The sequence below is a fragment of the Polaromonas sp. P1_F2 genome (assembly GCF_056405735.1).
This window is the reverse complement of sequence record NZ_JBFUBN010000003.1, coordinates 140,251-161,363: the sequence shown is the minus strand read 5'-3', so window position 1 is coordinate 161,363 and position 21,113 is coordinate 140,251. Positions and strand designations below refer to the sequence as shown.

19 protein-coding genes and 1 other RNA gene are annotated in these 21,113 nt (G+C 64.1%); 6 read left to right on the top strand and 14 right to left on the bottom strand.

Annotated elements, in window-relative coordinates:
- Nucleotides 1-51: 51 nt before the first annotated feature.
- Nucleotides 52-930, bottom strand: a complete 879-nt coding sequence (gene dapF / locus AC1D0O_RS07750; protein WP_477652966.1) for a diaminopimelate epimerase — start codon at nucleotides 928-930, stop codon at nucleotides 52-54.
- A 691-nt stretch (nucleotides 931-1,621) separates the two neighbouring features.
- Here dapF and AC1D0O_RS07745 point away from each other — a divergent pair.
- The 3 genes from AC1D0O_RS07745 to AC1D0O_RS07735 all read left to right on the top strand — a co-directional run bounded on the left by AC1D0O_RS07745 (nucleotide 1,622) and on the right by AC1D0O_RS07735 (nucleotide 4,935).
- Nucleotides 1,622-3,274: an MBL fold metallo-hydrolase gene (locus tag AC1D0O_RS07745; protein WP_477652965.1), complete on the top strand. Its 1,653-nt coding sequence runs from the start codon at nucleotides 1,622-1,624 to the stop codon at nucleotides 3,272-3,274.
- A gap of 232 nt (nucleotides 3,275-3,506) precedes the next feature.
- Nucleotides 3,507-4,358: a basic amino acid ABC transporter substrate-binding protein gene (locus tag AC1D0O_RS07740; RefSeq protein ID WP_477652964.1), complete on the top strand. Its 852-nt coding sequence runs from the start codon at nucleotides 3,507-3,509 to the stop codon at nucleotides 4,356-4,358.
- Between the two features lie 106 nt (nucleotides 4,359-4,464).
- Nucleotides 4,465-4,935, top strand: coding sequence for a DUF2127 domain-containing protein (locus AC1D0O_RS07735; protein ID WP_477652963.1), 471 nt, complete (start codon nucleotides 4,465-4,467; stop codon nucleotides 4,933-4,935).
- On the opposite strand, the gene rnpB is transcribed toward AC1D0O_RS07735, so the two are convergent.
- Nucleotides 4,930-5,270, bottom strand: an RNA gene (gene rnpB, locus AC1D0O_RS07730) — RNase P RNA component class A. The genes AC1D0O_RS07735 and rnpB overlap by 6 nt on opposite strands.
- Before the next feature lie 85 nt (nucleotides 5,271-5,355).
- Between rnpB and AC1D0O_RS07725 the strand changes: the two genes are divergently transcribed.
- Genes AC1D0O_RS07725 through AC1D0O_RS07715 form a run of 3 tightly spaced genes read left to right on the top strand, consistent with a single transcriptional unit; the run spans nucleotide 5,356 to nucleotide 8,378 of the window.
- Nucleotides 5,356-7,026, top strand: a complete 1,671-nt coding sequence (locus tag AC1D0O_RS07725) for an NAD(P)/FAD-dependent oxidoreductase (protein ID WP_477652962.1) — start codon at nucleotides 5,356-5,358, stop codon at nucleotides 7,024-7,026.
- Nucleotides 7,023-7,649, top strand: a complete 627-nt coding sequence (locus AC1D0O_RS07720) for a flavin reductase family protein (RefSeq protein ID WP_477652961.1) — start codon at nucleotides 7,023-7,025, stop codon at nucleotides 7,647-7,649. Before AC1D0O_RS07725 ends, AC1D0O_RS07720 begins: the two co-directional genes overlap by 4 nt.
- Before the next feature lie 33 nt (nucleotides 7,650-7,682).
- Nucleotides 7,683-8,378 (top strand): ProQ/FINO family protein, encoded by a 696-nt coding sequence (locus AC1D0O_RS07715; RefSeq protein ID WP_477652960.1) that lies wholly within the window; start codon nucleotides 7,683-7,685, stop codon nucleotides 8,376-8,378.
- A gap of 7 nt (nucleotides 8,379-8,385) precedes the next feature.
- On the opposite strand, the gene lepB is transcribed toward AC1D0O_RS07715, so the two are convergent.
- The 12 genes from lepB to AC1D0O_RS07655 all read right to left on the bottom strand — a co-directional run bounded on the left by lepB (nucleotide 8,386) and on the right by AC1D0O_RS07655 (nucleotide 21,103).
- Nucleotides 8,386-9,054, bottom strand: coding sequence for a signal peptidase I (gene lepB / locus AC1D0O_RS07710; protein WP_477652959.1), 669 nt, complete (start codon nucleotides 9,052-9,054; stop codon nucleotides 8,386-8,388).
- 60 nt (nucleotides 9,055-9,114) lie between these two features.
- The gene (gene htpX, locus AC1D0O_RS07705) at nucleotides 9,115-9,990 is read right to left on the bottom strand and encodes a protease HtpX (RefSeq protein ID WP_477652958.1); all 876 of its coding nucleotides are present in this window, start codon (nucleotides 9,988-9,990) and stop codon (nucleotides 9,115-9,117) included.
- 97 nt (nucleotides 9,991-10,087) lie between these two features.
- Nucleotides 10,088-10,840, bottom strand: coding sequence for a DUF3025 domain-containing protein (locus AC1D0O_RS07700; protein WP_477652957.1), 753 nt, complete (start codon nucleotides 10,838-10,840; stop codon nucleotides 10,088-10,090).
- Between the two features lie 5 nt (nucleotides 10,841-10,845).
- Nucleotides 10,846-11,628, bottom strand: a complete 783-nt coding sequence (locus tag AC1D0O_RS07695; RefSeq protein WP_477652956.1) for an NYN domain-containing protein — start codon at nucleotides 11,626-11,628, stop codon at nucleotides 10,846-10,848.
- On the bottom strand, nucleotides 11,628-12,695 hold the full coding sequence (pyrC, locus tag AC1D0O_RS07690; protein ID WP_477652955.1) for a dihydroorotase: 1,068 nt from the start codon (nucleotides 12,693-12,695) through the stop codon (nucleotides 11,628-11,630). The genes AC1D0O_RS07695 and pyrC overlap by 1 nt, the downstream gene beginning before the upstream one ends.
- A gap of 189 nt (nucleotides 12,696-12,884) precedes the next feature.
- Entirely contained in the window at nucleotides 12,885-13,622 is a 738-nt protein-coding gene (locus AC1D0O_RS07685; protein WP_477652954.1) for an amino acid ABC transporter ATP-binding protein, read from the bottom strand.
- 52 nt (nucleotides 13,623-13,674) lie between these two features.
- Nucleotides 13,675-14,364 carry an amino acid ABC transporter permease gene (locus AC1D0O_RS07680; protein ID WP_477652953.1) on the bottom strand — a complete coding sequence of 230 codons (690 nt, stop codon included), beginning with the start codon at nucleotides 14,362-14,364 and terminating at the stop codon, nucleotides 13,675-13,677.
- A gap of 1 nt (nucleotide 14,365) precedes the next feature.
- Nucleotides 14,366-15,088, bottom strand: coding sequence for an amino acid ABC transporter permease (locus AC1D0O_RS07675; protein ID WP_477652952.1), 723 nt, complete (start codon nucleotides 15,086-15,088; stop codon nucleotides 14,366-14,368).
- 112 nt (nucleotides 15,089-15,200) lie between these two features.
- Nucleotides 15,201-16,091 carry a transporter substrate-binding domain-containing protein gene (locus AC1D0O_RS07670; protein WP_477652951.1) on the bottom strand — a complete coding sequence of 297 codons (891 nt, stop codon included), beginning with the start codon at nucleotides 16,089-16,091 and terminating at the stop codon, nucleotides 15,201-15,203.
- A 242-nt stretch (nucleotides 16,092-16,333) separates the two neighbouring features.
- Nucleotides 16,334-17,740, bottom strand: a complete 1,407-nt coding sequence (locus AC1D0O_RS07665; protein WP_477653306.1) for an aspartate ammonia-lyase — start codon at nucleotides 17,738-17,740, stop codon at nucleotides 16,334-16,336.
- Between the two features lie 176 nt (nucleotides 17,741-17,916).
- Entirely contained in the window at nucleotides 17,917-18,885 is a 969-nt protein-coding gene (locus AC1D0O_RS07660; RefSeq protein ID WP_477652950.1) for a LysR substrate-binding domain-containing protein, read from the bottom strand.
- 370 nt (nucleotides 18,886-19,255) lie between these two features.
- Complete coding sequence (locus AC1D0O_RS07655) at nucleotides 19,256-21,103, bottom strand: ABCB family ABC transporter ATP-binding protein/permease (RefSeq protein WP_477652949.1); 1,848 nt, start codon at nucleotides 21,101-21,103, stop codon at nucleotides 19,256-19,258.
- Between the last annotated feature and the right edge of the window lie 10 nt (nucleotides 21,104-21,113).

Genomic DNA, 21,113 nt, shown 5'->3' with positions numbered 1-21,113 from the left:
CACGCAAAGGTCGCTGGTGGTTCGCGTTACATCCGCTTGCGCCGAAAGCGCTCAGATCGTGTCGGGAATCTCAATTTCAGACTCGAACACCGTGGTGGCCGGCCCGGTCATCATGACGGGCGCATCGAGCTGCCCCGACCATTCAATCGTGAGCTGGCCGCCGCGTGTCATCACGTCCACCCGCGTATCGAGCAGGCCCCAGCGTATGCCGGCCACCACCGCCGCGCAGGCGCCCGTGCCGCAGGCCAGCGTCTCGCCCACGCCGCGCTCGTAGACACGCAGGCGTATCTGCCCGCGCGAGACCACTTGCATGAAGCCGGCGTTCACACGGCGCGGAAAGCGCACATGGTTTTCGATCAGCGAGCCGGTCTGCAGCACCGGCGCGGTATCGACGTCGCCTACCAATTGCACCGCATGCGGGTTGCCCATGGACAAAGCGCCTATGAAAAGCGGCGCGGCTTGCGCCTGGCCCGGCAGTTCCAGCGGCCATGTCTCCCACGAACCTTCGGCAGTCGCCGTAAGCCCGGAAGCGTCGAAAGGAACGCGCATCGGCTCGAACACCGGCGCACCCATGTCCACCGTGACGCGTCCGTCAGCCTGCATGCGCGGCTCGATGATGCCGCCCAGGGTCTTGACCCTCACAACATCCTTGCTCGTCAGCCCCTGCTCGCGCACAAAACGCACAAAACAACGCGCACCGTTTCCGCACTGCTCCACCTCGCCGCCGTCGGCGTTGTGGATCACGTACTCGAAGTCAATGCCTTCCGCAGGCGACGGCCGCACCGTGAGTATCTGGTCGGCGCCCACGCCGAAGTGGCGGTCGGCGAGGAAACGGTATTGGGCGGTGGTCAGACCCAAGGGGCCTCGGGTTTCGTCGAGCATGACGAAATCGTTGCCGGCGCCTTGCATTTTGGTGAATCGGATTCGCATAGAGAGATTATCTGTGGTTCTTTCTCTTGGCCTGTTCTTGCTCCGGCTAAGTGCCCTTAGCGGAGTTCTGCTGGCCGGGGGTAGCCCGGCAGCTACTCACTTTTCTTTTGCTTCGCCAAAAGAAAAGTAAGCAAAAGAAAAGGCGACCCTGGTTGCTGCGTCCCTCCGCTGCGCTACGGGCAACCTGCGGTGCTCGGTTCAGGCGGGGTCTCGCTAAACTCGCCTTCGGCTCAAACAACGCGATCCCTGATCCGCCTGAACCTGCGCTCCTCGGCGCATCCACAAGGGGTGGGGAAGGAATACCAAATCCAAATACTGAAAACCACAAGGACTCGCCTTGGCGAGTCCTTGTTTGTCTTGGTTTGTTCTTTGGTATTTATCTTCTGTCCCCGTTTCCGTCCCCGTTCCCGATTGCCCCGTCCTGGCTGGGCCGAGGAGCGCAGAGACAAGCGGATCAGGGCCGGCGTTGTCTGAGCGAAGCGAGTTTAGCCGGACCCCGCTTGGCTCGAGCACCGCAGGTTGCCCGCAGCGCAGCGTAGGGACCCAGACTGCGGGTCGCCTTTTCTTTGGTGACTTTCTTTTGGCGAAGCAAAAGAAAGTTACTTGCTGCCGGGCAACCCCGGCCAGCCGCCCTCAGCAAAGAGCGCAAAGGCCGGAGCAAGACCCGGCCCCAAAAGCCATAATCCAAGCCATGCCCCGCCCCTCCCAACAACTCCACCCCCACCGCGACCCAGCCCCCCTGCGCCCAGCCGCGACGGTCCTCCTACTGCGCGACACCGCGCAAGGCATAGAAGTCCTGATGACACGCCGTTCGATGACGGCCAGCTTCGCACCAGGCGCCTACGTCTTCCCCGGCGGCGGCATCGACGCAACGGACGCACAGGCGCACGCCCAGTCCACCCGGCGCGCGACACAAAGCGACCTGCACCTGACGCAGGCCATCGCGGCGATCCGCGAGAGTTTTGAGGAGCTCGGCGTGCTGCTGGCGCGCCATGCCGACGGCAGCCACGTGACGACGGCCGACATCGCTTCGCTGGACCGCAAGGCGCCCTTCGCGGCGCAATGCCGCGAGCGCGGCCTCACGCTGGCGGGCGACGAGGTGTTTGTGCTGGCGCACTGGATCACCGACCGCGACCTGCCGCGGCGTTTTGACGTGCCCTTTCTGGTGGCGCGCATGCCCGAGGGCCAAAGCCCGGTGGCCGACGAGGCCGAGCAGTTCGAGCCGGTCTGGGTGCGGCCCGCCGAGGCTCTGGCGCGGCACGCGGCGGGCGGTTTCTTCATCATCTTCCCCACCATACGCACGCTGGAAAAACTGCAGCACTATCCCGACGTCGATGCGGTGCTCGCCGCCTGCACGTCCGAAATCCCGCTGTGGACCTCTTGCCCGCGCGCCGGGCTGCTGGGCGGCAAGGAAGCGCGCTATATGGAGCATGAAGCCCCGTACGGCGAGCTCGCGTTGACCTGCCCCGACGGGCAGATCGTGCATACGCTGGACTGGCAAAGCGCGCAGCCGGTGGCGCTGCTGCGCAACGTGCAGCGCCTGACCGCCCCCAACCCGGGCGTGATGACCGGGCCGGGCACCAACAGCTACCTCGTCGGCGACCCGGGCAGCGGCTATATCGCGATCGACCCGGGCCCGGCAGACCAGGAACACCTGCAACGCCTCTGGCAGGCGGCCGGCGGTGATATCCGCATGATTGTCTGCACGCACTCACACCCCGACCATTCCCCCGGCGCGAAGCCGCTGCAGGCGCTGTGCCGCACAGCCCCGCCCATCCTGGGGCTGCCTTCCGCACCCACGGCGCGCAGCGCCAGCGCCTTCACGCCGGACCGGGCGCTGCAAAACCGGGAACGCCTCACGCTTGAAAGCAAAGGCCCGGACGGCGAAGCGGCCACCCACACGCTGAAGGTGATTCACACCCCCGGCCACGCGGCCAACCATGTCTGCCTGGTGCTGGAGGAAGACGGCCTGCTGTTCAGCGGCGACCACATCCTCAACGGCAGCACCACCGTCATCGACCCGCCGGACGGCGACATGAACGCCTACCTCGAATCGCTGGATGCACTCAGCGCGGCTTGCGGCGAGCACCACATTGAATTCATCGCCCCGGCGCACGGCTATGTGATCGGCGAGGCCAAAACTGCGATTGCCCAGCTCAAGGCGCACCGCCTCAAGCGCGAGGCCAAAATCCTTGGCGTGATGCAGGCCCGGCCGGATGGCACCATGGACGACTGGGTGGCGGCCGCGTACGACGATGTGGACCCGCGGATCTGGCCGGTGGCCAAACGCTCGCTGCTCGCGCACGTGGAACGCATCGAGTCTCTGGGATTTTCCAATTTGTAGGGCTACCGGGGCGCCTCGCTCGTCATGCCGCCCCCAGAGAGGGAATTTCAGGCTGACGGACGGCCCCTTGCTAAGGTATCCTGCATTCCGCGCCATCAGGCACATCAATTGCTTGGTCTGTGGCGGCCACGGTTTATACTTTTTTTCTCATACCTGCCGGGAACCGGGCCACCAGCCCGCCTTTCCGCGGGATTCTGAACTCACGTATTCAACATTCAGCGAGGTTTTTTTCATGCCTTCCATCACGACCCGACATTTCCTTCAAAGCGCCGGCATTTTGCTGGCCGGCCTGGTTCTGGCAGCCTGCGGCAAGCAGGAGCCGCCGGCACCGGCAGCCGGCGCCTCCGCGCCCGCCGCAGCAGCACCGGCCGCCAAGGTCTATGTGGTGGGCACAGACGCCGCCTACGTGCCCTTTGAATCGCAGAACGACAAGGGCGAAATCGTCGGCTTCGACATCGAGGTCGTGCAGGCCGTAGCGAAAAAAGCCGGCATCGAGGTGAAATTCATCAACACGCCGTGGGAAGGCATCTTCAACTCGCTCAACCAGGGTGACCGCGACCTGCTGGTATCCGCCATCACCATCACGGCCGAGCGCAAGCAGACCATGGATTTTTCGACCCCCTACTTCGACGCGCAACAGCTGATCGCCGTGAAGAAGGACTCGAAGATCGCCAAGTTCAACGACCTGAAAAAACTCAAGGTCGGCGTGCAGAACGGCACCACCGGCGATGAAGTCGTCACCAAGCTGCAGGGCAAGGAGAGCCCCAACATCAAGCGCTTTGAAGCAACGCCGCTGGCGCTGAAAGAACTGGAAGCCGGGGGCGTGGACGCCGTGGTGGCCGACAACGGCGTGGTCGAACACTACGTCAACAACAACAGCGGCGCCCAGTTCAAGACCATCACCGACGCCAGCTTTTCCCCCGAGCAGTACGGCCTGGCCGTAAAGAAGGGCAACACCGAATTGCTGGAAAAACTCAACAAGGGCCTGGCCGACATCAAGACCGACGGCACCTACGACAAGATCTACGCGAAGTACTTCGGCGGCGCGGCCGCCAAGGCACCCGCGGCAGCCGCGTCGAAGTAAGGCTGGCCCCCGCCTTGGACGTCGCCGGCTTTAATCCTGCGGCGTCCTTATGACTCCTGACAAAACCTCCCCTGCCGGCGCTAAACCTACCGGCAGGCGGCGCGCCTTGCGCGCCATTGCCATTTTTGAAGCCGCCAAGGGACTGGCCGCAATGGCGGCCGGCTTAGGCCTGCTAGAGCTGCTGCACCACGATCTCCACCGGCTGGCCCTTGCGCTCTTGTGGCGCTTTCACCTTGACCCGGCGCTGCCCTATCCCACGCTCCTGCTGCACTATGCCGACCTGCTGGGCGCCATAGACCTGCGCACGCTTGCGCCTGTGGCGCTGGCGTATATCGCCGTGCGCTTCCTGGAAGCCTGGGGGCTGTGGAAGGAAAAAACCTGGGCCGAATGGCTGGGTGCGCTGTCGGGGGCCTTGTACATCCCGCTGGAATTGGCCCACCTGGCGCATCGGCCCGGCGCCCTCAATGCCGGCGTGCTGCTCATCAATGTGGGAGTGGTCGGTTTCCTGGCGTTCCAGCTTTGGATGCGCCGAAGCCATGGCAGGCATGTTGCCCCCAAGGCCCTAAATAAAGTGTGAAGCCCGCCGATAAGCCGGATTCTGTGCACCGGGCCCCCTTGGAGAAAGCCCGGCGTGACCGCCATTAATCTGGGCCGGGGGTCGCCCCCGCGGCTCAATGCTACCTACCCGCCAGCTCTGCGGAACCACATCAACGCTGGCCTACTTGGTATTGCTGCGCGTAGAGATTGCCCGTTTCACCCGGTCCGGGGTTACCCCAAGGCCGACTCGTCTCTGTTGCTCTGATCCTCACCTCACGGTGGAGAGGTATTACCTCCTACGCTGTCCTGTGCAGTCCGGACGTTCCTCCAGTGCCTGGTTTCCCAGATTGCACCAGCGGCGGTCTGGCAGGCTTCACGGGGCCTATTATCCGCCAGCAAACCCCAAAGGCGTGTCGCCCTTTAAAATGCGGGCTGCTTGATCAACACGAGCCCCCTTCCCATGATTCGCCTGACCGAACTCAAACTTCCGCTGGACCACGCGGAAGACGCCCTGCCCGCCCTGGCGGCCCAGACCCTGGGCATCGCCGCAGCCGATTTGCAGGATCTCCACATCCACAAACGCAGCTTTGACGCGCGCAAGGCCGACCTTCTCAAGGTCTACATCGTCGACGTCACGCTGGCCGATGCAGGCCAGGAAAGCGTGCTGCTGACGAAATTTTGCGGCAACCCGCACATCCTGCCCACGCCCGACATGGCTTACCGCAGCGTGGGCCAGGCGCCGGCCGGCCTGCCGCTGCGTCCTGTCGTCGTCGGCTTCGGCCCCTGCGGCATGTTCGCGGCCCTGCTGCTGGCGCAAATGGGCTTCAAGCCCATCGTGCTGGAGCGCGGCAAGACGGTGCGCCAGCGCACCCGTGACACCTGGGGCCTGTGGCGCAAGAACGTGCTGAATCCCGAGTCCAACGTGCAGTTCGGCGAAGGCGGCGCCGGCACTTTTTCCGACGGCAAGCTCTACAGCCAGATCAAGGACCCACGCCACCTGGGTCGCAAGGTGATGAACGAATTCGTCAAAGCCGGCGCGCCCGCCGACATCCTGTTCGAGGCGCATCCACACATCGGCACTTTCAAGCTGGTGAAGGTGGTCGAGAACATGCGCGCGCAGATCGTCGCGCTGGGCGGCGAGATCCGTTTCGAGCAGCGCGTAACCGACGTGCTGATCGAGGATGGCCCCGAGGGCAAGCAACTGCGCGGCCTCACGGTGCTGGACCAGGCCACCGGCCAGAGCCAGGAGATGCGCGCCGACCAGGTGGTGATGGCGCTGGGCCACAGCTCGCGCGACACCTTCGCCATGCTGTATGCGCGCGGCGTGTATATCGAGGCCAAGCCTTTTTCCATCGGCTTTCGGGTCGAGCACCCGCAGGGCATCATCGACCGCGCGCGCTGGGGCCGCCATGCCGGCCACCCCTCGCTGGGTGCGGCCGAATACAAGCTGGTGCACCACGCGAGCAACGGCCGATCGGTCTACAGCTTCTGCATGTGCCCGGGCGGCACGGTGGTCGCCGCCACCTCGGAGCCCGGACGCGTGGTGACCAATGGCATGAGCCAGTACTCGCGCAACGAGCGCAATGCCAACGCCGGCATCGTGGTGGGCATAGACCCGCGCGACTACCCTGGCTTTGAAGCCGGCGACGCGCTGGCCGGCATCGCGCTGCAGCGCCAGCTCGAGTCGCACGCCTTTGTGCTGGGCGGCGGCAACTACAACGCCCCGGGCCAGCTGGTCGGCGATTTCATGGCGGGCCGCCCCTCGACCACGCTGGGCAGCATCACCCCGTCTTACAAACCGGGGGTGACCCTGGGCGACCTGTCGCCGGCACTGCCCGCCTATGCGATCGCGGCCATGCGCGAGGCCTTTCCGGTGTTCGGCAAGAAGATCAAGGGCTTCGACACGCATGATGCGGTGCTGACCGGCGTGGAAACACGCACCTCCTCGCCCATCCGTATCAGCCGCGGCGAGGACCTGCAAAGCATCAATGTGCGCGGCCTCTACCCGGCCGGCGAAGGCGCGAGCTACGCGGGCGGCATCCTGTCGGCCGGCGTGGACGGCATCAAGGTCGCCGAGGCGCTGGCGCACAGCGTGCTGCAGGATGCCGAACGGCAACGGGTGGCCGCATGATGGCCGCCGACGATTTTCATTACTACGAGCCCTCTCAGGGCCATGGCCAGCCGCACGACCCCTTCAACGCCATGGTGGGGCCGCGGCCCATCGGCTGGATTTCCTCGCGGGACGCGAAAGGGCAACTCAACCTGGCGCCCTACAGTTTTTTCAACGCCTTCAATTACACGCCGCCCATCATCGGCTTCGCCAGCATTGGCGCGAAGGACAGCCTGCGCAATATCCGCGAAACCGGCGAGTTCGGCTGGAACCTGGCGACCCGGCCGCTGGCCGAGGCCATGAACCGCTCCTGCGCGATGGTGGCGCCCGAGGTCAACGAGTTCGAATTGGCCGGCCTCACGCCGGTGGCTTCGCAGCGCATCGCCGCGCCGCGCGTGCTGGAAAGCCCGGTGTCCTTCGAGTGCCGGTTGACGCAGATCCTGCAGTTGCAGGGCGCCGACGGCGTGCCGGTGCCGACCTGGCTGGTGCTGGGCGAAGTCGTCGGCGTGTACATTGCAAGGCATCTGCTCAAGGACGGCATTTACGACACGGCGGCCGCCGAACCGATTCTTCGTGGCGGCGGCCCGGCTGACTATTTCGCGGTTACCCCCGACAACCTCTTTCGCATGTTCAGGCCGCGCTAGGCGGCCGGCATTCCCTCTTTTTCACCCCATCACATGACCGACACCACCACACCAACCCAACGGGCCAAGCGCCCCCGCCCGGCACAACGCTCCCGGCCCGCCGGCCCGCCACAGCAGCAACAGCGCACCCGCGAAGTCCATCCGGTGCTGGAAAAGCTGTTCGAGCTCTACCCCAAGATGTTCGGCGCGCAGTTCTTGCCGCTCAAGCTGGGCGCCTTCCAGGACCTGCTGGCCGAGAACCCGGACGTCTTCAAGCGCGACGAACTCAAGGTCGCGCTCGGTCTGCACGCGCGATCCACCCGCTACCTCGAATGCGTGGCGGCCGGCCATCCGCGCCACAACCTGCAGGGCGAACCCGTGGAGCCCGTGGCGCCCGAGCACGTGCACCACGCCATCATGGAAGTCTTCCGGCGCCGCCAGGCGCGCTCCAAGGAGGATTTGCGCCCCAAGGTCATTGCCCGCCTGGTCGCGGCCATCGAGGCCTCGGGCCTGAGCCGCGAAGACTACGCCGAGCGCACCCGCACGCAGGACGAGGCCGCCAACGCACTGCTTGATGAGGCATTTGCCGAAATCGCGGTGCAGACCGCCAAACGTGAAGCGCTGATACGGGCTTTTGAGGCTAGCGGCAAGACGGTGGAGCAGTTTGCCGAGATGTACGGCATGGCCCCGGCGGACGTCGCCCAGGCGGTGGAACGCACGCGGCAGGCCGGCGCGGCTCAGCCGCAATAAGGCAGCGTCAGTAGAGCGAGCGGCCGAAGCGCTCGAAGCGGGGCTGCCACTTCTCGAGGATGTCGGCCGACACCAGAATGCGTTCGGCCCGGCCTATCAGCAGCTGGCGCGGCACCAGGCCGATGTAGCGCGAATCGGCGCTGTTGTCACGGTTGTCGCCCAGCATCATGAACTGGTCGGGGGGAATCGTGATCGGGCCCCAGTTGTCCCTGGCCGTCACGCCGGCCAGCCACTGGATTTCATGCTGCCCCTGGGCCGTGCTCTCTTTCACGTGGGTGGCCACCAGCACGCCCACCGGGCCGGCCGGCTCCAGCGCCGTGTCCAGCGCTTCATAGCGCGCCGCCTGCCCGTTGATGATGAGCACCTTGGCGCGCATTTCCACAACGTCGCCCGGCAGCGCCACCAGCCGCTTGATCAGGCGTACGCCGTCCACCGGCGAGGAAAAGGTGACGACGTCACCGCGCTGCGGGTCGGCCGTGCGCGCCAGCACCACGTCAGTCAGCGGGACCTTCACGTTGTAGGCCAGCCGGTTGACGAAGACCACGTCGCCTTCGAGCAGATTGGGCCGCATGGAACCCGAGGGAATCGGGTTCCAGTCCGCGATGGCGGTACGGAACAATCCGAACAACAACAGAAATACCAGAAAACCGCGGTTCTGTTTCATCCAGCTTTTCATGCTCGTGCTCCCGTGAAATCCGTGCAAAAAAGGGCGCCCTGTGCGGGGCGCCCTGGATACTTAAGCCTGGCTGTTTTGCAACGCCGCAATCCGCTCTTCAATCGGCGGATGCGTGGCAAACAACTTGCCTATGCTGCCGGTGATGCCCATGGCCTCCACCGCCTTGGGCAGCTCGCCCGGTTGCATGCCGCCCAGGCGGGCCAGGGCGTTCATCATGGGCTGGCGCCGGCCCATCAGCTGCGCGGCGCCGGCGTCGGCGCGAAACTCACGCTGGCGCGAGAACCAGGCCACGACGATGGCGGCGGCAAAACCCAGCACGATATCCAGCACGATGGTACTGACGTAGTAACCGATGCCGGGGCCGGAATTGTTGTCGCTGCCGCGGCGCAGAAAGCTGTCGACGGCGTAGCCGATCACGCGCGAGAGGAAGACCACAAAGGTGTTCATCACGCCCTGGATCAGGGTCATGGTGACCATGTCGCCATTGGCGATGTGGGCGATCTCATGGCCCAGCACGGCCTCGATTTCTTCCTTGGTCATACCTTGCAGCAAACCGGTGGACACGGCCACCAGCGAGGAGTTCTTGAACGCGCCGGTGGCGAAGGCGTTGGGGGCGCCCTCAAAGATGCCGACCTCGGGCATGCCGATCTGGGCCTTTTCGGCCAGCTTGCGCACGGTCTCGACGATCCAGGCCTCGTCGGCGTTCTGGGCTTCATTGATGACGCGCACGCCGGCGCTCCATTTGGCGACCGGCTTGCTGATCAGCAGCGAGATGATGGCGCCGCCAAAACCGATCACGAGCGCAAACCCGAGCAGCATGCCGAGGTTCAGCCCGTTCGGCGTGAGGTAGCGGTTGACGCCCAGCAGGCTGGCGACGATGCCCAGCACCGCCACGACGGCGATATTGGTCAGGACAAACAGGAAAATACGTTTCATGGGTTCTCCGTGGGGTCGGTGAAAAAGCCCGCCTTGCGCAGGATATGAGGGCCCGCAGGCCCGGTTCAAGCGGTGCCCGCGCCTAAGTGGCTGATTTTTATCTGTTATTTATGGCCGGCCGGAATACGAGGGAGTCATCATAAAAGGAAAAGTTCTCGTTCCCGGTCCACCAGCCGGGCACGCCCAGCACCGGCAAGGGCGCAAAAGGCTTGGCGGCGAGCCTGGCTGCGCTGAGGTCGGCCGCCACCCAGGCGTCCAGTTCCGCGATGGAGCCCATGGGCGGCTGCGCCAGGTAGACGTGGGCCGTGATGGCTTTGCGCGGGCTCAGCAGTTTTTCGAGCAGGGCGTGGCCGAACAGCACGAGCCGGGCCTCCCGCCACAGCGGCCTGTGGGTGATGAAGAGGCTGTTCCAGTCGCGGGCGAGCAGCGCGTCCCACAGCGCTTGCGGCGCCGACAGGAAAGCCGCATTCTCATCAAACACCGTGAGGGCATCGCGCACCGGGCCGCGCACCGGGGCCACGCCCGCTGCGGCGATCTCCGCGGCCTGCAGCTGGTTGAGCTTTCGTTTGGTCTCCGGAAAACGCATCCAGCACAGGCCGTTGAAAAAATCGTGCGCGCCTTCGCGGGTCGGGCACAGGCGGGTCCTGGCGATAAAGCTCTCATAGGCCTCGCCCGGGGGCAGCGTGCATTGCGGCGCGAAACAGACCGGCGCGGGCTGCACCGCGTTGAGCGCCTGGTGCAGCGCGACGCCCGCCGTGACCGCGCAGGCCGCGCGCTGGCCGGGTTCACGCCAGGCTTGCAGCCAGGGCCGTTCCCAGTCGATGGGAGGCAGGGGAGCCGGGTTTCCCATGGCGGTCAGGCCTTGGCCGGTTTGGGCTGCTTTCTGTCGCGCACCATGACCGTGGACTTGCCTTCGTCGGTGATCTCAAAAAGCTGGGTGGCCACCAGCAGCTTGGTCAGCGTGGCATAGCCGTAGTTGCGGTGGTCGAAGGAGGCCTGGTTGGCGATCTGCGTGCCGACCGCGCCCACGCGCGCCCAGCCCTCGTCGTCAGCCGCGGCCTGCACCGCGTTGCGCAGCAGCATGACGAGCTTGGCGTCCTGGCGCAGTTGCGCGGGCGTGGCCCGCAGCGGCGTGGCGGACACGGCTTCGCCGTCGTCCTTGCTGTCGCCGTGGGGAGTCCCGGCAGCGTCGGCGACCGCGATGGGGCGCAGCTTGTCGAGGAACAGGAAGCGCGAGCAGGCGTTGACGAAGGGCTCGGGCGTTTTCTGCGCGCCGAAGCCGTAGACCGCCGCGCCCTTGGCGCGCAGGTGCATGACCAGCGGCGTGAAATCGGCGTCCGACGAGACGATGCCAAAGGCGTCGGGCCGGTCGGTATAGAGCAGCTCCAACGCGTCTATCACCATGGCCATGTCGCTGGCGTTCTTACCCTTGGTGTAATCGAACTGCTGCATGGGGCGTATGGCGTGTTCGTGCAACACCTCTTCCCAGCCTTTGAGTTCGTTCTTCTTCCAGTTGCCGTAGGCGCGCCGGATATTCGTCTCGCCGAAGGTCGACAACTCGTTAAGGATCAGGTCGATCTTGGACGCCGGCGAGTTGTCGGCGTCTATGAGCAAGGCAACGCGCGGCTTGTGGTCCATCAGGTGCTTTCTGGGGTTTCGAGCTTCCAGGGCAGGCTCTCGCCCGAGCGCAAGGGCTTGAGCTCGGCCTCGCCGAAGGCATAACTCTCAGGCGGGTGCCAGTTTTCCTTCTTGAGGGTGATGCTGCCGGTATTGCGCGGCAGGCCGTAGAAGTCAGCTCCGTTGAAGCTGGCAAAGGCCTCGAGCTTGTCCAGCGCGCCGGCCGCGTCAAAGGCCTCGGCATAAAGCTCCATCGCGGCATGGGCGGTGTAGCAGCCCGCGCAGCCGGTGGCGTGCTCTTTCAGGTGGGCCGGGTGCGGCGCGCTGTCGGTGCCGAGGAAGAAGCGCGCGTTGCCGCTGGTGGCGGCCTCGACCAGCGCCAGGCGGTGGGTTTCGCGCTTGAGCACCGGCAGGCAGTAATAGTGGGGACGGATGCCGCCCGTGAAGATCGCGTTGCGGTTGTAGAGCAGGTGGTGAGCGGTGACCGTGGCGCCGGTGAAGCGGCCGGCATCGCGCACATAGTGCGCCGCTTCCCGCGTGGTGATGTGCTCGAAGACGATCTTGAGTTCGGGGAAATCGCGGCGCAGCGGAATCAGCTGGGTGTCGATGAACACGGCCTCGCGGTCGAACAGATCGATGTCGGACGAGGTCACCTCGCCGTGCACCAGCAGCAGCAGGCCGGCTTTCTGCATGGCTTCCAGCGTCTTGTAGGTCTTGCGCAGGTCGGTCACGCCGGCGTCGCTGTTGGTGGTGGCGCCGGCCGGGTAGAGCTTGGCCGCGACCACACCGGCGTCCTTGGCGCGAGCGATTTCGTCGGGCGGCAGGTTGTCGGTCAGGTAGAGCGTCATCAGCGGCTCAAAGCGCACGCCGGCCGGCACGGCGGCCTGGATGCGTTCACGATAGGCCACGGCCTGGACGGCGGTGGTCACCGGCGGGCGCAGGTTGGGCATGATGATGGCGCGGCCGAACTGAGCCGCAGTGTGCGGCACCACGGTCAGCAAAGCCTCGCCGTCGCGCACGTGCAGGTGCCAGTCGTCGGGGCGGGTGAGGGTCAGGGTGGTAGCGGGGGTGCGGGTGGCGGAGGTCATGGCCTGAATTGTCGCACCGCCGGGACGCAAAGACGCTTACCTCGGCCTGTCCGGCAAAGCCGGCCTGGGCGACCCCCACCACCACACGGCAGCCTGGAAACGGCCGGCCGCCGCCATGAAAAAAGCCCCGCATTGCGGGGCTTTTTTGTTTCTTCTTCTTTTTTGCAGTTGCGGTGATCTTCAGTGCGTTCAGTGCGACAGGATCTTGTTGAGGAAGTCCTTGGTGCGCGCCTGGCGGTTCTCGGGATGGTTGAAGAACTCGTCTTTTGAGCAATCTTCCAGGATTTTGCCGCCCACGTCCATAAAAATCACGCGGCTGCCGACCTTGCGGGCAAAGCCCATTTCATGGGTCACCACCATCATGGTCATGCCTTCGACGGCCAGGCCCATCATGCAGTCCAGCACCTCGCCGACCATTTCGGGGTCGAGCGCGGAGGTGGGTTCGTCGAACAGCATGGCGATAGGGTCCATGCTGAGCGCACGGGCGATCGCCACGCGCTGCTGCTGGCCGCCCGACAGCTGGCCGGGGAATTTGTCCTTGTGCGCCATCAGGCCCACGCGGTCCAGGTACTTGAGGCCGTGTTTTTTGGCTTCGTCGGGCTTGCGGCCCAGCACCTTGACCTGCGCCAGCGTCAGGTTTTCGGTCACGCTCAGGTGCGGGAACAGTTCGAAGTTCTGGAACACCATGCCGACGCGGCTGCGCAGCTTGGGCAGGTCGGTCTTGGGATCGTGCACGGCCTTGCCGTCGACGAAGATCTGGCCCTTCTGGAAGGGCTCCAGTGCGTTGATGGTCTTGATCAGGGTGGACTTGCCCGATCCCGAAGGACCGCAGACCACGACCACTTCACCCTTTTTGATGCGGGTGGTGCAGCTGTTGAGAACCTGCACGTCGCCGTACCATTTGGAAACTTCTTTCAACTCAATCATCTTCTTCTCCAGTGTGCTCTTTGAGGTTTGCCTGCTGTGATGCGCGGCGCTCTTAGCGAATGATGGCGATTCTGCTGTTCAGGCGCTTGACCATGAAGGACAGCCCGAAGCAGATCACGAAATAAACCACGGCAGCCAGCAGGTAAGCCTCTTCAGGGCGGCCGTAAATCTTGCCGGCGGTGCTGAAACCCTTGAGCAGGTCATAAGCGCCGATGGCATAGACCAGCGAGGTGTCCTGGAACAGGATGATGGTCTGCGTCAGCAGGATGGGCACCATGTTGCGGAAAGCCTGCGGCAGGATGATCAGCTTCATGTTCTGCGCGTAGCTCATGCCCAGGGCGCGCCCGGCATTGACCTGGCCGCGGGAGATGGACTGTATGCCGGCGCGCATGATTTCGCTGAAGTAAGCGGCCTCGAAGGCGACGAAAGTGATGATGGCCGAGATTTCAGCGCGGTAGTTGGAACCCCAGCTGCCGAAGGTCGTGTAGAACGAGGCCGGCACCAGCAGGAAGAACCACAGGATCACCATGACCAGCGGAATGGAACGCATGCCGTTGACATAGAAGGTCGCGGGAATCGTCAGGAAGGATTTGCCGGAAAGGCGCATCAGGGCCAGCACGGTGCCGAAGATGATGCCGCCTATCGTGGCGATGACGGTCAGCTCTATGCTGAAGATAAAACCCTTGACCACGAACTGGGAGATCATGTCCCAGTTCAGGAAGCTCATGTCGAGTCCAAGCATGTCAGTGTCCTCCGCCTGTTGAGCCGGCGACGACGAAGCCGGGGATTTGCACCCGCTTCTCGACGAAAGCCATGACGCGGTTGACCGCGAAAGCCGAGACGGCGTACAGCGCCGTCACCGCCAGGTAGATTTCAATGCCGCGCGAGGTTTCTTCCTGCGCCTGCATGGCGAACATGGTGAGTTCGGCGATGGACACCGCGAAAGCCACGGAGGAATTCTTCAAAAGGTTCATCGACTCGCTGGTAAGCGGCGGAATGATGATGCGAAAGGCCATCGGCAGGATCACGTAGCGGTAGGTCTGCAGGGTGGTGAAACCCATGGCCATGCCGGCATAACGCTGGCCGCGGGGCAATGCCTGGACACCGGCCCTGACCTGCTCGGCGATACGCGCTGAGGTGAAAAAGCCCAGGGCGAACACCACCAGGATGAAGCTGGGCAGCTCCTTCATGGCGGGGAAAATCTTGGGAACCACAAAGTACCAGATGAAAATCTGGACCAACAGGGGAACGTTGCGGAACAGTTCGACCCAGGCATTGGCGAAACGCACAAGCCAGGGGCTGTTCGGCAATGTGCGCAGCGTGCCGATGATCGCGCCACACAGCATCGCAATCACCCAGGATGCGCCGGCGACGGACAGCGTCCAGCCCCAGGCATCAAACATCCACTGCAGGTAGGTTCGACCACTACCGTCATCATTCAAAAATACCTGCCAATCCCAAGTCATCACGGCTCCAGCAAATGGTTGTTATGTTGTCTTCCCTGCGACGCTAACGGTAAACGGGAAACCCCGCCAGTGCAAGGCGACCGGCGGGGTTGTTCAATTTACCTGCCCGAAATTACTTCTGGACGTACTCTTCCATGGGCTTGTCGTTCGGGTTGTCCCAGGCCGCCTTGGTGCTGGCGCTCAGGGCCAGGCCGACCTTGGTGTTCTTCGGAGGAATCGGTGACAGGAACCATTTGGTCCACAGCTTGTTCATCTCGCCCGACTTGATCATGCCCTTGACTGTGTCGTCGGCCAGGCGCTTGAGCAGGGGGTCGTCCTTGCGGATCATGATGGCGATGGGCTCAACGCTCAGCACTTCACCGACGATCTTGAAGTCGGAAGGCTTCTTGGCGGTGGCGATGTTGCCGGCCAGGATGGAGCCGTCCATCACGAACGCATCGGCGCGGCCGGACTCGAGCAGCAGGAAGCTGTCGGAGTGGTCCTTGCCGAAGATTTCCTTGAACTCGACGCCGGTGGCGCGCTTGTTCTTGCGCAGGGTCTGCACGGAGGTGGTGCCGGTGGTGGTGGCCACCGTCTTGCCGCTCAGTTGGGCCACCGAGGTGATGCCGGAGGTGGCCTTCACGGCGATGCGGACTTCTTCCACGAAAGTGGTGACGACGAAAGCCACGTCTTTCTGGCGGGTCGCGTTGTTGGTGGTGGAGCCGCACTCGATGTCGACGGTGCCGTTCTGCACGAGGGGGATGCGGTTCTGCGACGTCACGGGCTGGTATTTGATTTCCAGCTTGCGTTCAGCGGCTTTCTCGAGGCCGGCCAGAATGCGCTGGCAGATTTCGACGTGGTAGCCGGTGTACTTGCCGTCACCCAGGGTATAGGAGAGCGCGCCGGAGGAATCGCGAACGCCCATGGTGACAACGCCGGAAGCCTTGACTTTGGAAAGGGTGTCGGCGAATGCGGCGCCGGTGGCGAGCAGGGCGACGGACAGAGCGACAAGCTTGAGTTTCATGGAATCTCCTGTAATGAATGAAACGGTTAGCGAACTATTTTAGAGAGATGGTACCCGGGGCTGGCCTAGGTTTACCCGGCCTCTAAAACGGGGAAAACGAAGTGTTTGCGAAGTGTTTGGAGCGGTAGTTGCCGATGAACCCGCGGAAGCCGTGGCAATTCCTGGGGTTTTCCAAAGTGGTGCACGCATGAAGAAGTCCGGAACTATACGGCAGATGTAAGCAGTCTTTGTGCCAGCGGCCGTCAGGCAAGCAGCGGCAGGGGCTGCGTGAGCTTGTCGGGCACCAGCAGGGCCTCGACTTCGGCCTGCGTCATGATGCCCAGCGATTCCGCAATCTCGGCAATCGGTGCGCCGGTGGCGATCGCCGTCTTGGCAATCAGCGCGGCCTTTTCGTAGCCGATGATGGGGTTGAGCGCAGTGACCAGGGTGACCGATTCGCGCACGCGTTTGGCCAGCAGCTCGCGGTTGGCCTCGATGCCGGCCACACAATTGGTTTGAAGCGTGAGGCAGGCCTGGCTCAGGTGTTCAATGCTCTTGAAAAGACTCCAGCCCATGATGGGCTCGAAGGCATTGAGCTGCAGCTGGCCGGCCTCGGAGGCCATGGTCACGGTCATGTCGTTGCCTATCACCTCGAAGGCGACCTGGTTCATGACCTCGGGGATCACCGGGTTGACCTTGCCGGGCATGATGGACGAGCCCGCCTGGCGCGGAGGCAGCCGGATGTCGCCGAAGCCGGCCTGCGGACCGCTGGAGAGCAGGCGCAGGTCGTTGCAGATCTTGCTGAGCTTGGTGGCCACGCGCTTGAGCACGCCGGACAGCTGGACGAACGCGCCGGTGTCCTGCGTGGCTTCGATCAGGTTGGCGGCTTTTTCGACCGGCACGCCGCATTCCTCGGCGAGGTGGCGGCAGACGATGTCGGCATAGCCGGCCGGCGCATTGATGCCGGTGCCTATGGCCGTGGCGCCCAGGTTGATTTCCTGGATCAGCGCGCGCGCTTCGCGCAAGCGGGCCTCGTCCTCACCGATCATGACCGCGTAGGTCAGGAATTCCTGGCCCAATGTCATGGGCACGGCGTCCTGCAGCTGGGTGCGGCCGATCTTCAGCACGTCCCGGAACTCATGGGCCTTGGCCTCGAAGCCGGCGCGCAGGATGGCCATGGAAGCCAGCAGGCGCTCGATGGCGAACCATAGGGCGATGCGCACGGCCGTGGGATAGACGTCATTGGTGCTTTGTGAAGCGTTGACGTGATCGTTGGGATGCAGCACGTCGTAGCGGCCTTTTTCCAGGCCCAGCTTTTCCAGCGCGAGGTTGGCGATGACCTCGTTGGCATTCATGTTGGTGGAAGTGCCGGCGCCGCCCTGGATCACGTCGACCACGAACTGCTCGTGGTATTGGCCGGCAATGAGTTTTTCGCAGGCGCTCATGATGGCGGCGGCCCGCCGGGCATCCAGCGCACCGAGTTGCTGGTTGGTGCGTGCCGCGGCCTTTTTGACGAAACCCAGCGCGCGTATCAGGTCGGGCATGGCCGAGATGCGGGTGCCCGAAATCGGGAAATTTTCGACCGCGCGCGCCGTGTGCACACCCCAATACGCGGCGAAGGGAATCTGCTTTTCACCGAGAAAGTCGTGCTCGGTGCGGGTGGCCCCCACCGGGGTGGGAACGGGCTCGGCAAGCGGGGTGAAAGAAGAATCAGGGGGCACGGGCAACGATCAGAATTTGGACGTCACGAACTGTAAGTTTGCGGGTTTGAAAACACCAATGCTGTTTCAACGATCTTCTATGCATTTTTCTTATAACCACTCAGGGTTACTACTAGTACGCCTGTCTAGCCCAGTCGCGCGGCGGGATTAGCGCTTCCCCGCAAGGCTGCCTTTTCCCTGCCGCTGGTTTGCGCCTGCAGATAGCTCCACAAGGCCTGGGCGTGGCTTTTGGCGGAGTCCTTGGAGGTCGGCCGCTCGCGGTAGACGCGCACGTCCATGGTCATCTCCAGGTTGCCGCCGGCGCTCACGAGTTTTTTGGCCCGCAACTCCTTTCTGACGGCGCTGAGCGGCAAAAACGCAATCCCGTGACCTTCCAGGGCCATGGCCTTGAGCCCTTCGGCCATGTCGGTTTCGTAGACACGGTCCAGGTGGATGGCGGTGCTGGACTGCTTGAGGATCATGTCCACCATGCGGCCCAGGTAGGCGCCGGGCGCGTAGCCCAGGTAAGGCAGGGGCTGGCCGGGGCGCCCCGGCAGGCTGTACTCGGGATCGCCGGCGGCCGTGGCCCGCACAAATGGCGCCAGCACCTCCTGGCCCAGCGACACCATTTCATAACGGTCCGGGTCCAGCTGGAAAGGCTGGGAGTCGTGGTGGTAGGCGATCAGCAGGTCGCAGCTGCCCTCCACCAGGCGCAGCACCGCGTCGTGCACATTGAGCGCGATCAGCCGGCTTTTGATGGGGCCGAATTTCTCGCGCAGGCTGCTGACCCAGGCCGGGAAAAAAGTGAAGGCCAGCGTGTGCGGCACGGCGAATTCGATGACGTCCTGCCCGGCCGAGGTGTGGCCGCGCAGCATGGCACGGGTGGACTGCAGGCCCTGCAGCATTTCCAGCGACTGGCTGTACAGGGTTTCACCCGCCGGCGTCAGGCGCGTGGGATAGGAACTGCGATCCACCAGGTCGGTGCCGGCCCAGGCTTCCAGTGCCTGGATACGGCGCGAAAACGCCGGCTGGGTGACGTGACGCAGTTGGGCAGAGCGGCTGAAACTGCGGGTTTCAGCCAGACTGACGAAATCTTCCAGCCATTTGGTTTCCATGGACCTAGCGACCGCGGTTGGACGCGCCCGAGTGGGCCGTCATGGCGTGCGCCGGCAAGGCGCGACGAGGCAGCAGGCACATGCCTGCAAGGAGGAGCAACGCCGCTGGCGTGCGCCAGGGCGGCTCAATCGGGTGCGTAGCGCTCTCAACTTCACGTCGGGGGCGTTCAAAGTGACTGGCGTGAGTGCTCATGCAGGCTCCAAAAGGCAATCAAGCGGTCAACCGTGGCCGCTGGGTCCTCTGATTATGCGAGGCAGTGAGGCATTTCGGCCTACGGGGAATCCCATGGCAGGACGAAGGAGCGGCATTCGCCGTAAATACCGTCCTCGAAATGTCTCTAGAAATACAAACCGCTTGCGGCTCGCCTGCTCAGGCCTCGGGCGAACTCTGCTGCAGCGCCCACATGCGCGCATACGCGCCTTCGGTTTCGAGCAGTTGGGCATGCGTGCCGCGCTCGACGATGCGCCCGCCGTCCATCACCAGGATCTCGTGCGCGTCGACCACGGTGGACAGGCGGTGCGCGATCACCAGCGTGGTCTTGTTCTGCGCGGCGGCGCGCAGCTCGGTCTGGATGGCGCGCTCGTTGGCCGAGTCCAGCGCCGAGGTGGCCTCGTCAAAAATCACCACCGGCGGGTTCTTCAGCAGGGTTCGGGCGATTGCCACGCGCTGTTTTTCGCCGCCCGAGAGTTTGAGTCCGCGCTCACCCACCATGGTCTGGTAGCCCAGCGGCGTGGAGGCGATAAAGCCGTGGATGCGGGCCGAACGCGCGGCTTCTTCCACCTCTTCGTGGGTGGCGCCCGGCTTGCCGTAGGCGATGTTGTATTCCACCGTGTCGTTGAATAGCACCGTGTCCTGCGGGACTATGCCTATGGCCTGCCGCACGCTGGATTGCGTGACCTGCTTGATGTCCTGGTCGGCGATGGTGATGCGGCCCTGCTGCACGTCGTAGAAGCGGTAAAGCAGCCGCGCCAGCGTGGATTTTCCGGCGCCCGAGGAGCCCACCACCGCGACAGTCTTGCCCGGCGGGATCTCGAAGCTCACGTTGTGCAGTATGGGACGCGCAGGGTCGTAGGCGAAGTTCACGTTTTCGAAACGCACCGCCGGCGATTCACTGATGACGAGGGCTTTGGCGCCCGGCAGGTCGGCGATTTCGCGCTCTTTTTCCATCAGTGCGAACATCTTGTCGAGGTCGGTCAGGCTTTGTTTGATCTCTCGGTAGATCACGCCCAGGAAGCCCAGCGGGATGTAGAGCTGGATCATGAAGGCATTGACCATCACCAGGTCGCCCAGCGTCATGTGGCCGTCGACCACGCCCTGCGTGGCGCGCCACAGCATGGCCACCAACCCGATGGCGATGATCAGCTGCTGCCCGGCGTTGAGCAGGCTCAGGGTGTTCTGGCTCTTGATGGCGGCGCGCCGGTAGCGCAGCAGGTTCTCGTCGTAGCGGGCGGCCTCGAACTCTTCGTTGTTGAAGTACTTGACGGTTTCGTAGTTGAGCAGCGAGTCGATGGCACGGCTGTGGGCCGACGAGTCCAGCTCGTTCATGGTCTTGCGGAACTGCGTGCGCCACTCGGTCACCGTGACGGTGAAGAAGATATAAAACACCAGCGCGATGCCGGTGATGCCGGCGAACCAGACATCGAACTTGACGGCCAGCAGGCTCAGCACCAGCGTCACCTCGATCAGCGTCGGGATGATGCTGTAGAGCGAATAGGAGATCAGCGAATGCACGCCGCGCGTGCCGCGTTCGATGTCGCGTGTCATGCCGCCGGTCTGCCGCTCCAGGTGAAAGCGCAGGCTGAGCGCGTGCAGGTGGCGGAACACCTCCAGTGAAATCCGCCGCGCCGCGCCCTCGGTGGCCTTGGCGAACACAAGCTCGCGCAGTTCGGTGAACAGCGTGGTCGACAGGCGCAGCAGGCCGTAGGCCAGCAGCAGCGCCACCGGCACCACCAGCACGGCCTGCGCGTCGCCGGGCTTGAAGTTCATGGCGTCGACCAGGTTTTTCAGCAGCAGCGGCACTCCCACGTTGGCCAGCTTGGCGCCCACCATGAAGCTCAGCGCCGCCAGCACGCGCCATTTGTAGTCCCACAGGTAGGGGAACAGGCGTTTGAGGGTGTCCAGGTCGGAGCGCTGGGGCGCTGGCGCCTTGCCGGTGCCCGGCACGGGCGTGGCGGGCACGGCAAGGGAAGAATCGGCGGCGGAAGCTCGGGAGCGCATGAGGGACAAT

Coding starts and splice junctions, on each gene's coding strand:
- AC1D0O_RS07660 (WP_477652950.1), bottom strand. CDS start 18,885: ATGGAAACCAAATGGCTGGAAGATTTCGTCAGTCTGGCTGAAACCCGC.
- AC1D0O_RS07720 (WP_477652961.1), top strand. CDS start 7,023: ATGATGGCCGCCGACGATTTTCATTACTACGAGCCCTCTCAGGGCCAT.
- AC1D0O_RS07675 (WP_477652952.1), bottom strand. CDS start 15,088: ATGACTTGGGATTGGCAGGTATTTTTGAATGATGACGGTAGTGGTCGA.
- htpX (WP_477652958.1), bottom strand. CDS start 9,990: ATGAAACGTATTTTCCTGTTTGTCCTGACCAATATCGCCGTCGTGGCG.
- AC1D0O_RS07725 (WP_477652962.1), top strand. CDS start 5,356: ATGATTCGCCTGACCGAACTCAAACTTCCGCTGGACCACGCGGAAGAC.
- AC1D0O_RS07685 (WP_477652954.1), bottom strand. CDS start 13,622: ATGATTGAGTTGAAAGAAGTTTCCAAATGGTACGGCGACGTGCAGGTT.
- AC1D0O_RS07700 (WP_477652957.1), bottom strand. CDS start 10,840: ATGGGAAACCCGGCTCCCCTGCCTCCCATCGACTGGGAACGGCCCTGG.
- AC1D0O_RS07740 (WP_477652964.1), top strand. CDS start 3,507: ATGCCTTCCATCACGACCCGACATTTCCTTCAAAGCGCCGGCATTTTG.
- AC1D0O_RS07715 (WP_477652960.1), top strand. CDS start 7,683: ATGACCGACACCACCACACCAACCCAACGGGCCAAGCGCCCCCGCCCG.
- AC1D0O_RS07680 (WP_477652953.1), bottom strand. CDS start 14,364: ATGCTTGGACTCGACATGAGCTTCCTGAACTGGGACATGATCTCCCAG.
- dapF (WP_477652966.1), bottom strand. CDS start 930: ATGCGAATCCGATTCACCAAAATGCAAGGCGCCGGCAACGATTTCGTC.
- AC1D0O_RS07695 (WP_477652956.1), bottom strand. CDS start 11,628: ATGGACCACAAGCCGCGCGTTGCCTTGCTCATAGACGCCGACAACTCG.
- AC1D0O_RS07670 (WP_477652951.1), bottom strand. CDS start 16,091: ATGAAACTCAAGCTTGTCGCTCTGTCCGTCGCCCTGCTCGCCACCGGC.
- AC1D0O_RS07745 (WP_477652965.1), top strand. CDS start 1,622: ATGCCCCGCCCCTCCCAACAACTCCACCCCCACCGCGACCCAGCCCCC.
- pyrC (WP_477652955.1), bottom strand. CDS start 12,695: ATGACCTCCGCCACCCGCACCCCCGCTACCACCCTGACCCTCACCCGC.
- AC1D0O_RS07655 (WP_477652949.1), bottom strand. CDS start 21,103: ATGCGCTCCCGAGCTTCCGCCGCCGATTCTTCCCTTGCCGTGCCCGCC.
- lepB (WP_477652959.1), bottom strand. CDS start 9,054: ATGAAAAGCTGGATGAAACAGAACCGCGGTTTTCTGGTATTTCTGTTG.